This is a genomic window from Chryseobacterium sp. UF-290 (assembly GCF_058245615.1).
Genome location: NZ_JBSICB010000004.1, coordinates 1 through 14723 on the forward strand (window position 1 = coordinate 1; position 14723 = coordinate 14723).

The following is a 14723-nucleotide window of genomic DNA, read 5'->3' on the forward strand; positions in this document are numbered from 1 at the left end:
CCCCCCCCCCCCCCCCCCCCCCCCCCCCCCCCCCCCCCCCCCCCCCCCCCCCCCCCCCCCCCCCCCCCCCCCCAAAACTCCGAAAAGAGCTCAGACATACCGCTCAATCAGGGCTAAATCGTAAAAGAAGATAAAATTCGTGTATTATTATCTTATTTTGAGACGATTTATCGAAATTTGACCTACTAAAATCTTACAATGAAAAAATCCGGATTAGTCATTTTACTATTTGTTTTGATGGCTCCGCTTGTATGGGGCCAAAAAATTCCTGAAGGAAAAATCGTTACAACCTATATTACGGCCAAAACTTTACAGAATAAAGCCGGAGAAAACCCTAAACGCAGAGTGTCAGTATATCTTCCGCCGGATTATGAAAAATCTTCAAAAAGATATCCTGTTATTTATTTCCTGCATGGTTTTTTCTGGAACGACAGCTTGTTGGTGAGCAGTGATAAGATGAACCACATTATTGACCGTGCTATTAATTTGAAAAAAATAAAACCTGTCATTATGGTGATGCCTGATGAAAGCACGGTTTTCAAAGGAAGCTTTTATGCCAATTCAAAATCTTCGGGAAGCTGGTCAGATTTTACTTCGATTGAGCTGGTAGATTTTATTGATAAAAACTACAGAACCATTGCTGATAAAAACAGCCGTGGAATTACCGGGCATTCGATGGGAGGAAATGGCGCGCTGCGGAATGCTTTTCTGCATCCTGACGTCTTTTCTTCCGTTTATGCGCTTTCTCCGGGAATTCTTGATGCTCAGTTTTTTACACTCAATGAAATTGATTTGTATAAAAATATTGAGAACATTAAAAATATCCCGGACCTTTCAAAACGAGAAAATGCAGGGATCAATATTATTTTCGCGATAGCGAGAGCTTATAACGGAAATGAAAATAAACCTCCTTTTTATGCTGATTTTCCTTATTCTTTTGATGGAGATGATTTGAAAGTTAATGCTTCTGTTGTGCAGGAATTGAAGAAAAACTCCACCTCTGAATTGATTTTTTCACATTTCGAAAATATCAAAAAACTGAAGGCTATAAAATTTGACTGGGGAAGGAATGATGAATTAAAACATATTCCTGTAAGTTGTATGAATCTGAGCAAAAACCTTGAAATGCTAAAAATAAAACACGAAGCCGAAGAATATATCGGAACCCACGGAAGTGAGGTCAGCAAAGAAAATGGAAGAATTGAAAATCAAATGTTACCTTTTTTTAATGAGCATCTGAAGTTTGAGGAATAATAAGAAAACTTCTATTTTTGCCCCATGTTAGAAATTCTTTATCGTGACGAGCATCTTATTGCCATCAATAAACCAAGCGGATTATTGGTTCATAAATCCTTTTATGCGGGAGAAGCAGATACCTATGCCATTCAGGAATTAAGAGACCAGATTGGGCAGTATGTTTATCCTGTACATCGGTTAGACCGAAAAACTTCAGGTGTTTTGTTGTTCACTTTAGATAAAGATACGCTTAGAATAATGAGCGACCGTTTTGCTGCCAGAGAAGTGGAGAAAAAGTATATCGCCATTCTGCGAGGCTGGACGAGAGAAGAAGAAACAATCGATTACGACTTGATTAATGAAAATGAAGTCAGGCAAAATGCAGTGACGTATTATCATCTTTTGCAAAAATCAGAAATCGATTTACCTTTTTTAAAACATCAGACTTCGAGATATTGTTTAGTAGAAGCTATTCCTGAAACAGGAAGGATGCACCAGTTGAGAAAACATTTTAAACATATTCTACATCCGATTTTAGGCTGTCGCAAACATGGCTGCAATAAACAAAATAAATTGTGGCTGGAAGCTTTCAATATGACAAAAATGATGCTTCATGCGCATCAATTGATTTTTAACCATCCGATTACCAACGAAAGAATTATGCTGAATGCAACGGTAAACGAAGAATTCAAAAGAGTAGGTGATATTTTGAATTTCGATTTGAGCTCGTATTCTTAACTATTATTTCTTTTTTTAACGCAATGCTCGCAAAGCCGTATTAAAAAGAGGAATTTTATTTTTCTGTTCGATGAGGCATTCTGTTCAGCAAAAGGTAAATTGCGGGGTTAGCTGAGTGAAGCATCTTTGCGAATGAAAATATTTCCAAATGTTATAAATCTTTTGCGATCTTAGCGTTTAAGGTTATTTACATGTTTTTTAATAAAATATCATAGGTTAATCCGGGATTAATTTTAAAATGAGTAATTTTGTAAAACTTTTTTTCAATGTACAGATCGCTCATTCGTCCAATCCTTTTCAAATTTGATCCCGAGGAAGTTCATCATTTTACATTTTCAATGCTTAAAAATTTTGGATTTCTTACCAGACTGTTTTTTCCAAAACCTATTGAAGACAAGCGTCTGGAAAGAGAAGTTTTCGGATTGAAATTTAAAAATCCTGTAGGGCTGGCTGCCGGTTTCGATAAAAATGCCGTTTTGTTTAACGAATTGGGGGATCTGGGTTTCGGATTTGTAGAAATCGGAACAGTAACACCAAAAGCTCAGACAGGAAATCCTAAGAAAAGACTGTTCCGTTTGATAGAAGATGGCGGAATTATCAACAGAATGGGATTCAACAACGATGGGCTTGAAGCGGCCATTGAAAAACTGAAAGGCAATAAAGGCAAAATAATCATCGGTGGAAACATCGGAAAAAACACCAATACAAGTCCCGAAAATTATACCCAGGATTATCTGGAATGTTTTGAAGGGCTTCATCCTCATGTAGATTATTTTGTACTGAATGTAAGCTGCCCGAATGTAGGTAGCCATGCCAAGCTCGAAGATGTGGAATATCTGCGTGAGCTAATCACAGAAGTGAAGAAAATCAATCAGTCAAAACCTGTACAGAAACCAATATTGCTGAAAATTGCTCCGGATCTTAATAATAATCAACTGGACGAAATTATCGAACTGATTGCAGAGACAAAAATAGATGGAGTGATTGTTTCCAATACGTCCGTAAACAGAGAAGGCTTACAAACTTCACCGGAGGTTTTAGCACAAATAGGAAATGGAGGTTTGAGTGGAAAACCTATCCGTGAGAGAAGTACAAAAATGATCAGATACCTTTCTGAAAAGAGCAACAGGGCATTTCCCATCATCGGAGTAGGAGGAATACATTCCGCAAAAGATGCGATTGAAAAATTAGACGCCGGTGCAAGTTTAATACAGCTGTATACCGGATTTATCTACGAAGGCCCGGAACTGATCAATGAAATCAATCAGGAGCTTCTGAAAAGAGCAGGCAGATTACCGAGATAATATAGAGAGACCAGATGGTCTCTTTTTTGTTTTAGCCACGGATGCACGAATTTCTTATTTGTGTATTTGTAGCAAGAAAAATTTGAGTGAATACTTTTATTTTGACTTTACCACAGATGCATGTTGTATATTCACAGTAAGCGTATAAGCCGGAGAAAAATCCGATTTTTTTACTTTATACTGTATTGTTTTACCATCCTTTGATTTTACTTGTGTAGTGTCATAGATGTTCTCCCGACAGCTTTCGGTAAGAAATTCTTCATAATTTTTATAATTCCAGTCTTTGGTAAAATATAAAACACGATATCCCTTTTCTCCATCACTGGCGCCACACATTCCACAGAAATTAAAATTCGAAACTTCCTCAAAATAAAGTAACACTCTGTTTCCATTTTCTCCGGATGTGTATGAAACCAATTCATTGCCACCAGCTTTATTAATGAAATCGTAGGTATTGATCTTTTTGTTATTGGGCAGAATCAGATAATTGTTGTAACGGTAAATCATATTATTACCTGTGAAGAGCTTTGCAGGCTGGGCTTTTTTATTCAGATAAAAATAACCTGAAATTGTATTTTTTTTAGGATCAGGTCGTTCAAATATAATGGACTCTTGAGGAGTTAATTTCTGCACTATTTCATTAGCTCTTTCTACTTTCTGTCGGGAAGTGATTTCCTCTTTAAAACTTTTGGTGTTCTGTTTTTGCTTAGCTCCAAAGTTGTATAATGAAAGATTACCATAAAAATCATAAATTCCGGTTAAGGGAATTTTCTTTTGGTATTTGTCATAATAGTACCATCCATCTACGTAATGCTGATACTGGTCGCAGTCTATAATTCCTGTATAATTGAGTTGAATGGTGATGGGTACCCCTGCAATTTCTCCTTTGAAAACCTGTGAAGAATCAGTTACTTTCTTTAATTCAACTTTCTGGCAGAGAAAAAAAGCAAAGCTGAAAGAAAATAATAGGGTGAACATTTGTTTCATGGCTGGTGTATCGTTGGTTTAGTTTTTAGATAAAAAAGTGAGCAACGGTGTAGATGATCAGTCCTACCAGTCCTCCTACAAGGGTTCCGTTTACCCGGATGAACTGAAGGTCTTTACCTACTTCCAGCTCCAGCTTTTCACTCAGCTCTTTTCCCTGCCAGTTTCCGACCGTTGTGCTGATGAGGTTTCCGAACTGATGGGTATTTTTAAGGATATATTTATAAGCCGTTACCCGAACCCAGTGATCAATTTTATGCTGAAGGCTTTCATCGGTTTTTAAATTCTGCGAAAATTCATTCAGGTTTTTAGAAAGATAATTTTTCAACGCGGAATGATCTTCCTGCAATTCTTTCATCAGCGTCCTTTTGATAGAAACCCAGATGTCATTGGAATATTCATCCAGCTTATCATTTTTCAGAAGCCCGTTTTTAATGGTTTTAAACTCATCTTCCCATTTGGGATCTTCTTTCAGATCAACAGAGAATTCATGAATCTTTTGAGTAATAAGTTCTCTGACTGCATGTTGCGGATCCTCTTCTATTTCTTTGAAAAAATCAGACAGACCGTCTGCAATTTTATCTGCAATTTTATTATCTACAAATGAAGGAATAAATGAATAGCTGCCCTTCTTTACCCGGTCTTTGATCATCTCATCATTTTCAATAATATAGTCCTTAATCTGCTTTGAAAGATTGGTAATGATCCTTTGATGATCGTTCTTTTCCAGGATGTAGCCGATTCCGTTTCCTACCACTTTGTTGAGCTTGAGATCACCCGTCATTTCAGAGACCTTTTTGCTGATAAACTGGCTTACCGTGGAATCATCAAGTTTATTCAGGATGTCCAGAACAATATCTGAAAGGTTTTTAATCAGAATGTCCTGATTTTTCTCTTTACCCAGCCATTCCCCAACAAAATTGGAAATCCTGAGCTTTTGAATATAGGGACGTATGTTCTGAGGAGAAAGAAAATTGCTGACCACAAAACTGCCCAGGTTATCTCCTAATCTCTCTTTGCTGTTTTCAATCAGATTGGTATGGGGAATCGGAAGCCCGAGGGGATGGCGGAAAAGTGCTGTTACAGCAAACCAGTCTGCCAGAGCACCTACCATTGCTGCTTCGGCAAAAGCCCGTACATAGCCGATCCAATGGGAACTGTTGGACTTCTGTAAAATTGTAGTCACAATAAAAATAAGAGCCATCAGGACAAATAATCCCGTGGCGAATGCTTTATATTTTCTGAGCTGTTTTCTTTTTGCTTCGTCATTCATATTCTCAAATTTACTAAATTTGGTTATGAAACCATTTGTGGTTAATGATTGAAATTTACGATGAAATTTTTAGTTTCAATAACCTTATTAACAATTCTGCAGGCATGTACGCAGAAACATCAACCCATTAAAACCTCTCCTATGGAAAATACAGAAGCAAAAAACAATCCATACTACTCGAGAACTGATACAACAAAACTGAATGTTTCTAATGATGAATGGAGAAAAATACTTGCTCCGGATCTTTATGCGATATCCAGAGAAGCCGCTACAGAAAGGGCTTTTACCGGGAAATATAACGAATTTGACGAGGTAGGGGACTATTACTGCGCTGTTTGTGGAAATCACCTTTTCCGCTCCACTTCAAAATTTGCAAGCAGCTGTGGCTGGCCAAGTTTTTTCGAAGCCGATAAAGAAGGAGTTTATTATAAAAGAGACCAATCCTATGGAATGGATAGAGTAGAGGTGCTTTGTAAAAGATGCGATTCTCATCTGGGACATGTTTTTGATGATGGCCCAAAACCTACAGGGCTGAGGTATTGTATGAATTCTATAAGTTTGGAGTTTGTGGCGGATGCCGAAAAATAATCTTTTAATTCACAGAATCAGGAAGTTAAAGTTTCTTAAATAGCGTTAAACTTTTTTTGTTTTTGGCAGGCAGGTAATGATGTTTTTATAATTTTGCTTCACTAATTTGGAATTAATATAGTATTGAATGAAAGGATTTTATAGCGTATTAGGCCTTGTTTACATGGTTACGACATCATTTTACATTTCTCCGGGAGTGGCGGTAAAGAATGAAAATGTCAATACAACAAAAATTGAAAAAGTAGCTTACGACACGAAATCTGAGAAGAATGCAACAGCGGTATCTTCATCAGAAGCATTATACCAGTCAATTGTATTTGAGCCGGAACATGAATTGAAATATGAAGTATTCTCAAAAGCATTGACGGGATTTGAAAATTTAAAGAAAGCAGGATTGCTTAACCAGGATTCGCATTTATTAACTATCTGCGATTTTTCTATGTCTTCTAATACCAAAAGACTTTGGGTAATTGATCTTGAAGACAAAAAAGTTCTGTTCAACTCGTTGGTTGCCCACGGCAAAAATACAGGCGAAGAATTTGCGACGAATTTTTCTAACAGGGAAAGTTCGTTGCAGAGCAGCTTAGGATTTTATATCACGGATGCGACTTATCAGGGGGACAACGGATATTCTCTGAAGCTGCTTGGAATGGATAAAGGATTCAATGATGCGGCATATAGAAGAGCTATTGTAATGCATGGAGCCAATTATGTAAGTGATGAATTTGCCACAATGCACAAAAGAATCGGAAGAAGCTGGGGATGTCCTGCTGTACCGCGAGAGCTTACCCAACCCATCATCAATACGATAAAAGGAAGGAACCTTCTGTTCATTTACTATCCGGATCAGAACTATCTTTCCTCTTCAGAATGGTTAAAAGCATAAGAAAAAGCAGTCCAATCGGACTGCTTTTTTATTTATAGACCAGAGGTAATAAATAAAGCGCAAAACATCTGTGTTAATCTGCGAAAATCTGTGGTTAAAAATAAATCTGCACTATCTGCGGGAAAATAAAAAATCTCTGTATGATATTCATACAGAGATGTAAAAATTTATTTTATTAATGATCTTAGCTGAACTTCTTGAAAACTACAGTTGCGTTGTGGCCTCCAAACCCGAAGGCATTACTCAGTGCAAAGTTGATTTCCTTTTCTTTCGCTTCCCCAAAGACAATATTGATATCCTTCGGGATACGCTCATCAATGCTGTGAAGATTGATGGTTGGTGGAATGATACCGTTTTGAATAGCTTTGATAGAAAGGATCGCTTCAACAGCTCCCGCAGCACCCAATAAGTGGCCTGTCATGGATTTTGTAGCACTGATATCAATGTTCTTGCTTCCTTTAAATGCATTGTTGATCGCCTTTAATTCAATAAGGTCTCCCAAGGGGGTGGAAGTCGCATGTGGGTTGATATAATCGATGTCTTCTATATTGGCTCCCGCTTCTTTTACGGCCAATTGCATGGCTTTGATGGCCCCGGCTCCTTCAGGATGAGGTGCGGTCATATGGTAAGCATCTGCCGTCATGGCTGCACCAGCTAATTCTGCATAGATTTTTGCACCTCTTGCTTTAGCATGCTCATATTCTTCCAGCACCAAAGCACCTGCGCCTTCACCCATTACAAATCCGTCTCTCTCTGCATCGTAAGGACGGCTTGCTGTAGCAAAATCATCATTTCTCGTAGACATTGCCTTCATAATAGAGAAACCGCCAATGGAAGCAGGAGTAATTGCCGCTTCAGAGCCTCCGCTGATAATGACTTTGGCTTTCCCGAGACGGATGTAATTGAAAGCATCCATCAATGCCGTATTTCCCGTGGCACATGCGGAAACAGTTGTATAATTGATTCCCTGAAGACCATATTTCATGGAAATCATTCCTGAAGCCATATTGGCAATGAACTTCGGAACAAAGAACGGGTTGAAACGTGGTGTACCGTCGCCCTGAGAGAAATCCATTACCTCTTTTTCAAAGGTCCACATGCCTCCCTGTCCGGTACCCCAGATTACTCCCGTGTCGAACGGATCCATTTTTTCCAGCTCCAATCCGGAATCCTGAATGGCTTCGGAAGATGCATACATCGCATATTGTGTAAACAGGTCGCTTCTTTTTATTTCGTTATGATTCAGATGAACTTTAGGATCGAAATTCTTTACCTCACAGGCAAAATGTACCTTAAACTTTTCTGTATCAAAATGGGTGATCAATCCCGCTCCGCTGACTCCTTTAATGCTGTTTTGCCAAAATTCTTCAACATTATTTCCCAAAGGCGTCACAGCGCCTAATCCTGTAATGACAACTCTCTTCATATTTAGTTATTAATTTTAAATAGATTAGATTTTCATGGAGTAAATCGGATTTATCCATGCTCAATTTTTGCTTTTCGCTTGCAATATTATCGATTTTCTTTCGCTGAAGACGAATATTTGCTCATATTATTTATGGCATAATAAAAATAATTTTGTCTAAAAAAATTTTACGGCTATCATACTACTTTTCTAAAATCATAGTAACTCCCTGTCCACGGGCTGCGCAGATCGAAATAAAACCTTTCCCGCTTCCCTTTTCATGCAGCAGCTTTGCCAAGGTTGCAATAATTCTTCCTCCTGTGGCTGCAAAGGGATGGGCGGCTGCAAGACTTCCTCCTTTCACATTCAGCTTATTTCTGTCTATTGCTCCAAGGGCTTTTTCTAACCCGAAACTTTTTGCCAGATCATCGTTTTCCCAGATTTTTATGGTAGCTAATACCTGTGCAGCAAAAGCTTCATGAATTTCATAATAATCAAAATCTTCCAGCTTCATGCCTGCCTTTTTGAGCATTCTTTCTGCTGCAAAAGCAGGGGCAAGAAGAAGATTCTGTTGATTTTCCACATATTCTATTCCTGCTAATTCTGAAAAAGTGATATAGGCCAGAACAGGCAGATCATTGGCTCTTGCCCATTCTTCACTTGCTAGCAAAACAGCTGAAGCACCATCTGTAAAAGGAGTGGAGTTGCCTGCCGTTAAAGTGCCGTTCAGTTTATCAAATGCAGGCTTCAGCTGTGATAATTTTTCCAGACTGGTATCACGTCTCAGGTTATTGTCTTTATCCAGACCGAAAGCAGAGGAGATCATATCATCAAAGAAACCTTCTTCATAAGCTCTTGCCATGTTCTGGTGGCTTTTGAGTGCCAGTTCATCCTGCTCTTCTCTGGAAATTTTATAATATTTTGCCGTGATTTCTGTATGTTCCCCCATCATCAGGCCTGTCTTAGGCTCCTGTCCTTTGTAAGGAATGGGCATCCAGTCTTTCAGCCTGGGACTTAGAAGGTGTTTTAATTTTCCGAAAGCAGATTTTTCTTTATTGGCGTTCAGAAGTGCTTTTCTTAATCGTGGTGAAGACTCAAAAGGAATATTGCTCATGGCTTCTACTCCGCAGGCTATACCACTTTCGATCTGTCCTAAGGTAATCTTATTTCCGATGTAAATAGCCGCTTCAATTCCCGTATCACAAGCCTGCTGAAGATCACATGCAGGGGTAGCGGGATCAAGTGCCGTATTCATAACGGTCTCTCTGATGAGGTTACTTTCAGAAATATGCTTGATAACCGCACCGCCGGCAACTTCTCCCAGTAGTTTTCCTTTTAAATGGTAACGATCTATCAGTCCGTTCAGAGAAGCAAGTAAAAGGTCCTGGTTTCCCTGTTCTGTATAAGCGGTGTTCATTCTGGCAAAAGGGATTCTGTTGTATCCTACGATAGCCACTCTTTTTGTTTCCATATTATAAAATTTATGATGGAAGAATAATTAATTCGTTGTCGATCATACTTCTGATCTTATCTAATGCCTGATTCAGGAATTTTTCATCATCCATGGTTTTTGAAAGTAGAATTCCCCCTTCGATAAGCATCACAAAAAGTGACGCGTACTCTTCCGCATTAATGTTCTTTTTCACTTCTTCATTTTCCTGACCTTGCTGAATGACTGCTGTTATTTTTGCAGTCCACAGTTCAAAAGATCTTTGTACCTGATTTTTAAGAACCGGAAAAGAATCATCAGCTTCTGTTGCCGCATTCATCAGCGGGCATCCTCCATTTGAAAAGACGGAGTGCCAGTTGTTTCTGTAAAAATCCACCAAAGCATAAAGTTTTTCTACGGTGGTCGGATAATGATCACCAAAAGAGCGGCTCATGATTTTGCTCAATTGGCCGGCATTGTATTTATACGCTTCAATGGCAACCTGATCTTTGTTTTCAAAATTTCCGTAGATACTGCCTTTGGTCAGACCTGTTGCTTGTGTGATGTCTGACAGTGAGGTTGATAGGTAGCCCTTGGTGTTGAACAAAGCCGCTGTCTTCTCAATAATGAACTGTTTTGTTTTTTCTGCCTTTGACATTTTAAGTATTAAATGATAATACAAAGATATAAAAATATACCAATCGGTATATTTTATTTGAAAATTAAATCTGAGCAATAACGGAACTCAGATTTAATAGGTCATAAACTTTAAAAAAATTATTGTTCTAAAGTGGCATTCAATGTAATTTCAAAGTTGAATGCTGCACTTACAGGGCATCCTTCCTCTGCTATTTTGGCATATTTCTGGAATTCTTCTTCTGATATTCCCGGAATCTTAGCCGTTAAGGTCAATTCTGATTTTGTGATTTTTCCGATGTTGGGATCAAGGGTAATCACAGATGTAGTCTTTAGCTCTTCAGGATTATAACCGGCCTGGGAGAGTTCTGCATCTAATTTCATAGTGAAACATCCGGCATGGGCTGCAGCCAGCAATTCTTCAGGATTTGTCCCCACACCATCAGCAAAACGACTGTTGAAAGAATATTGCGTTTGGTTTAAAGTCGTGCTTTGAGTCGTTAAGTGTCCTTTACCTTCTTTGATAGTACCGTTCCAAACGGCAGTTGCGTTACGTCTCATAATGTTTGTTTTTTTTGTTAATATTGATTGATTTTGATGTTACAAAGATAGATCAGCGGGAAGACGGATTCAATAGATAAAAAGACTTAAATATTGTACTTTTTTCCCGAAGAGTAATTTTTCTTAAAATTGGCAGGAGTACTTCCTGTTTTATGGGTAAAAAGCCTGTTGAAGTAAGCGGGATCTTCATATCCGAGATCATAGGCGATTTCTTTGACAGGTTTATCTGTATAGAAAAGCAATCTTTTGGCTTCTAATAAAATCCTGTTGATGATAAACTGATTGGGGGAATCCAGATTTAAATTTTTAAACTTATGGGTTAAGGTTTTAGGAGCAATGTGAAGCAGCTCCGCATAATCCGCAACATTATGTTTCTTCCTGAAATGGATTTCCAGATGTCTGCTGAAATCCCTGAAGATATCAAGTTCACTGCCGGGTATTTTTATCGTATCATGATCCAGATTCTGCTTTTTCCACATTCTTGTTGCTCTGATGATGATCTGTTTCACATAGGTTCTGATCATTTCTTCCGCAGACGAATCTTTCCATTCAAGTTCATCTCTGATGTTCTGAAAAAGGTCTTTTATAAGAGCTGTTTCCGCAGGGTTCAACTCAACGAAAGGAATTTCAAATACATTATGGAAGAGAAGTCCGTCACAGGCTACTTCCTTATCGTGAATCTGAATACAGTAGAAATCACGGTTATAGTGAAGAAGCATGGATTCTTCCTTTCCTTTTTCCAGGGTCATGTGCTGGTTGGTGAGAAAAAACAGGGAGGGTTTCCCGGTTTTGTAATGATTAAAGTCTACTGTAAGTTCATAGCCTGAAGGGATAAAGAAAACTTTGATGTCTGTTCTGAACTGATTCCCGTTGAAGTTCTCCATATCCTCTTCCGAAAATATTTCCAGTCCGAGTCTTTTATAATGATCTTCAAAAATAAGCGGTTGCGGCATACTTTAACTTTAGCTTAAAGATACAAAAAAGCGTGGTTTCGGAATGCATTAAATTATTAAAGCTTATGAAGTATGGCTTTAAATTTTATAACGGCTATAGATTGCTTATTTAAACAGATTATTTGGAAATGTGAAAAATAATATTGTTGAATGATAAAATAATATTATCTCCTGTTATTTGCAAAATTTAGATTTGTTAATATGAATTAAGTCTTAACAAATTTTTAATTATTCATTGTATGTATTAAATATTATTTAATTAAAATAAGTAAAACTTATTCAATGAATTTAAAAACAGTAAAAAAAAATACTAAATTATGAAAAGTAAAATTAAAATTTCTTTTTTGAACCTGCTGTTACTGCTTCTAATCTCTTTCAATTTCACATCTTGTACAGGAGGAGGTAATGAAGTTGACCCACAGCAACAGGATCCGCTTGAAGCTATCAGTAATAAAAAATTTAAAGTGGTTGGATATTTCAATGGACTAACGAGAGGAGGGATGACTCCTGATTATTATAATCTGAGAGATATTCCTGATGGTGTGGATATTGTAAACCTGTTTCATCGTTTTTCAGGACTCTGTAATTTAAAGAGAGGAGACAGAGCTCCGGGGGCAGCGGGTGAAGATGCCAAAACCCTGACTGAGATTATAAATGATATTAAATACCTGAAATCAAATAGTAAAATTGTGGTTCAAACTCAGTTTGCCAATGAGATTTTCGAAAACTACAAAGATGCCAGGAAAACTGTGAAGTTTCAAAATACTCCGGAAGATTATGATGCTTATGCCAAAATGGTATCTGATTCTTTAAGCCAATGGGGATTCGACGGAATAGACCTGGATATAGAGCCTGGATACTCTGTGACAGGATTCAATGATGGTGATTTAGAGCGGTATGTACAGGCCTTTGCTAAATATTTCGGTCCAAAATCTAAATCGGGTAAACTGCTGATTATTGATACTAATGTGGGATTTTCAGAATTGAAACTATCAAAAGAAACACTTACAAAAATTAATCTGCTGTATATTCAGGATTATTGGGGTAGCGAAACTTATACTGACAATAAAATTGATGGCTATTTACAGGCGGGCTTCCCAAAAGAGCGGATCATGCTGATCTCCGCAGACTTTGAAGAGGCTTATTCTTCTACTGATGCCAGTCAGGGACCGTTGCGTTTGAAACAATATTATACTTCCCAAAAATATCAATCGAAAGCAGGTGGCTATGGAGCTTATGGTTTTAACTTTGACAAGAAATTGAATTATAAGTATTATGAGGAAATGATAACAAAACTTAAAACTTATTAAGGACAAATAATGGTTAGTTCTATTGCACAATATTGAGTTGAAAATCTAAAACATAAACTCAATATGAAAGCCGTTTTACAAATTTTGTGAAGCGGCTTTGTTTCTATAAATAAAAGTACAATATAATACTGTAATAATTGTTTTTATAAAAATAACTGTAATTTAGTAATTCAATTACTTGAATATTATAGATTACTTCCATTTAATTTTTTCAAAACTGTCTGCATGAGCGAATTAGAAAATATTCTGAGAGAAATAACTCCACTATCTCCTGAAGACAGCTTCCTTGTGTTTGACAGGATCAAAGCATCGTTTGATTTTCCTTATCATTATCACCCGGAAATTGAAATTAATTTCGTCTACAAAGGAAAAGGCTACCGCAGGATGATAGGCGACCATACCGGCGAGATCGGAAATTTGGAATTGGTGCTGGTGGGTCCCAATTTGCCACATTGTTGGGCTAATTACAGATGTAAAAACAGGAAGACTCACGAAATCACTATACAGTTTAATCAGGATTTCTTTAACCAGTCGATGATGCAGAAAAATATCCTGAAACCGATCAATAATCTGATGAAAGATTCCATCAGAGGCATTCTGTTTTCTACAGAGACCGCTGAAAAACTAAAAGATTCGTTTCTTAATCTGTCAAAGATGAACAGTTTCGAGTCCTTCATAGAAATTATGAAAATTTTGAATGAACTGGCCATCGCAGAAGATAAAACCCTGTTGTCATCCTACAGCATAGAACTTGAGACCTTTGCGGACAATGATAAAATGAAGATCGTTCATGATTTTGTACATAATAACTTTGAAAATAAGATAACACTGGATAAGGTCGCATCACTGGTGAATATGAGCAACGTGACCTTCAACAGATTCATTAAAAAAAGAACCGGCAAAACTTTTATCAACTATCTTAATGAAATACGGATCAGCTATGCAGCCCGTTGGCTGATGGAAAAAAATCTTACCGTTTTTGAAATAGCCTTTGAAGCCGGTTTTAATAATATTGCCAATTTCAACAAAGTATTTAAAGCGATCAAAAAAACAACGCCTACAGAATTTAAAGAACAGTTTAAAGGAGTGAAAAAGATCGAATAGTATTTGTTGGAAGCTGATGTTCTCTTTCATCATTTTCTTTCTTCATCTTACATATATATCAGATATATCCTCATTTTTGAATCGTTTAAATAAGGGTGTATTGTATTGGTATACAGTGTTTTATTTGCTTTTAAATTAAATTACTGAAAAAATAATATCGTTTTATGATAAAATAGTATTATATCTGACTGGTTACAAAATTTAGATTTGTTAATGTGAATTAAATCTTAACAAACTTTAAATAATTTAATACATAAACGACAAAATGTTGCTTAAAAAACAATAATTTTTTTGTATTGGAAAATAAAGTAATGTA

At 37.2% G+C, this 14723-nt stretch carries 14 protein-coding genes; 7 read left to right on the forward strand and 7 right to left on the reverse strand.

Translation table 11 applies throughout. The features are described 5' to 3' along the window. Nucleotides 1-198 precede the first annotated feature (198 nt). The 3 genes from AC4IF5_RS05555 (at nucleotide 199) to AC4IF5_RS05565 (ending at nucleotide 3278) form a co-directional block, all read left to right on the forward strand. On the forward strand, nucleotides 199-1254 hold the full coding sequence (locus AC4IF5_RS05555; RefSeq protein ID WP_490732452.1) for an alpha/beta hydrolase: 1056 nt from the start codon (nucleotides 199-201) through the stop codon (nucleotides 1252-1254). A 24-nt stretch (nucleotides 1255-1278) separates the two neighbouring features. Then, nucleotides 1279-1974 (forward strand): pseudouridine synthase, encoded by a 696-nt coding sequence (locus AC4IF5_RS05560; protein ID WP_490732454.1) that lies wholly within the window; start codon nucleotides 1279-1281, stop codon nucleotides 1972-1974. Between the two features lie 266 nt (nucleotides 1975-2240). Further along, nucleotides 2241-3278, forward strand: coding sequence for a quinone-dependent dihydroorotate dehydrogenase (locus AC4IF5_RS05565; protein WP_490732456.1), 1038 nt, complete (start codon nucleotides 2241-2243; stop codon nucleotides 3276-3278). 96 nt (nucleotides 3279-3374) lie between these two features. Here AC4IF5_RS05565 and AC4IF5_RS05570 read toward each other — a convergent pair whose 3' ends face one another. Both AC4IF5_RS05570 and AC4IF5_RS05575 read right to left on the reverse strand, forming a co-directional pair. Further along, nucleotides 3375-4256, reverse strand: coding sequence for a hypothetical protein (locus AC4IF5_RS05570; protein ID WP_490732458.1), 882 nt, complete (start codon nucleotides 4254-4256; stop codon nucleotides 3375-3377). 34 nt (nucleotides 4257-4290) lie between these two features. Next, the gene (locus tag AC4IF5_RS05575; protein WP_490732460.1) at nucleotides 4291-5535 is read right to left on the reverse strand and encodes a DUF445 domain-containing protein; all 1245 of its coding nucleotides are present in this window, start codon (nucleotides 5533-5535) and stop codon (nucleotides 4291-4293) included. A 141-nt stretch (nucleotides 5536-5676) separates the two neighbouring features. Here AC4IF5_RS05575 and msrB point away from each other — a divergent pair, with 141 nt between their 5' ends. Both msrB and AC4IF5_RS05585 read left to right on the forward strand, forming a co-directional pair. Continuing rightward, nucleotides 5677-6123 (forward strand): peptide-methionine (R)-S-oxide reductase MsrB, encoded by a 447-nt coding sequence (gene msrB / locus AC4IF5_RS05580; protein ID WP_490732462.1) that lies wholly within the window; start codon nucleotides 5677-5679, stop codon nucleotides 6121-6123. A gap of 127 nt (nucleotides 6124-6250) precedes the next feature. Beyond that, complete coding sequence (locus AC4IF5_RS05585) at nucleotides 6251-7009, forward strand: murein L,D-transpeptidase catalytic domain family protein (protein ID WP_490732464.1); 759 nt, start codon at nucleotides 6251-6253, stop codon at nucleotides 7007-7009. Between the two features lie 184 nt (nucleotides 7010-7193). On the opposite strand, the gene fabF is transcribed toward AC4IF5_RS05585, so the two are convergent. The 5 genes from fabF to AC4IF5_RS05610 form a co-directional block, all read right to left on the reverse strand. Then, complete coding sequence (fabF, locus tag AC4IF5_RS05590) at nucleotides 7194-8435, reverse strand: beta-ketoacyl-ACP synthase II (RefSeq protein WP_490732465.1); 1242 nt, start codon at nucleotides 8433-8435, stop codon at nucleotides 7194-7196. Nucleotides 8436-8616: 181 nt separating this feature from the next. Continuing rightward, the gene (locus tag AC4IF5_RS05595) at nucleotides 8617-9885 is read right to left on the reverse strand and encodes an acetyl-CoA C-acetyltransferase (protein ID WP_490732467.1); all 1269 of its coding nucleotides are present in this window, start codon (nucleotides 9883-9885) and stop codon (nucleotides 8617-8619) included. Nucleotides 9886-9895: 10 nt separating this feature from the next. Then, a complete protein-coding gene (locus AC4IF5_RS05600) occupies nucleotides 9896-10501 on the reverse strand; it encodes a TetR/AcrR family transcriptional regulator (RefSeq protein WP_490732469.1) in 606 nt (201 codons plus the stop codon). Between the two features lie 119 nt (nucleotides 10502-10620). After that, nucleotides 10621-11040, reverse strand: a complete 420-nt coding sequence (locus AC4IF5_RS05605) for an OsmC family protein (protein ID WP_490732471.1) — start codon at nucleotides 11038-11040, stop codon at nucleotides 10621-10623. 86 nt (nucleotides 11041-11126) lie between these two features. Next, a complete protein-coding gene (locus AC4IF5_RS05610) occupies nucleotides 11127-11993 on the reverse strand; it encodes a helix-turn-helix domain-containing protein (RefSeq protein ID WP_490732473.1) in 867 nt (288 codons plus the stop codon). A gap of 317 nt (nucleotides 11994-12310) precedes the next feature. On the opposite strand from AC4IF5_RS05610, the gene AC4IF5_RS05615 reads away from it, so the two are divergent. Both AC4IF5_RS05615 and AC4IF5_RS05620 read left to right on the forward strand, forming a co-directional pair. Then, a complete protein-coding gene (locus AC4IF5_RS05615; protein WP_490732475.1) occupies nucleotides 12311-13303 on the forward strand; it encodes an EndoS/ChiA family endoglycosidase in 993 nt (330 codons plus the stop codon). 225 nt (nucleotides 13304-13528) lie between these two features. Continuing rightward, nucleotides 13529-14407, forward strand: a complete 879-nt coding sequence (locus AC4IF5_RS05620; RefSeq protein ID WP_490732477.1) for an AraC family transcriptional regulator — start codon at nucleotides 13529-13531, stop codon at nucleotides 14405-14407. The last annotated feature ends 316 nt before the right edge of the window (nucleotides 14408-14723 follow it).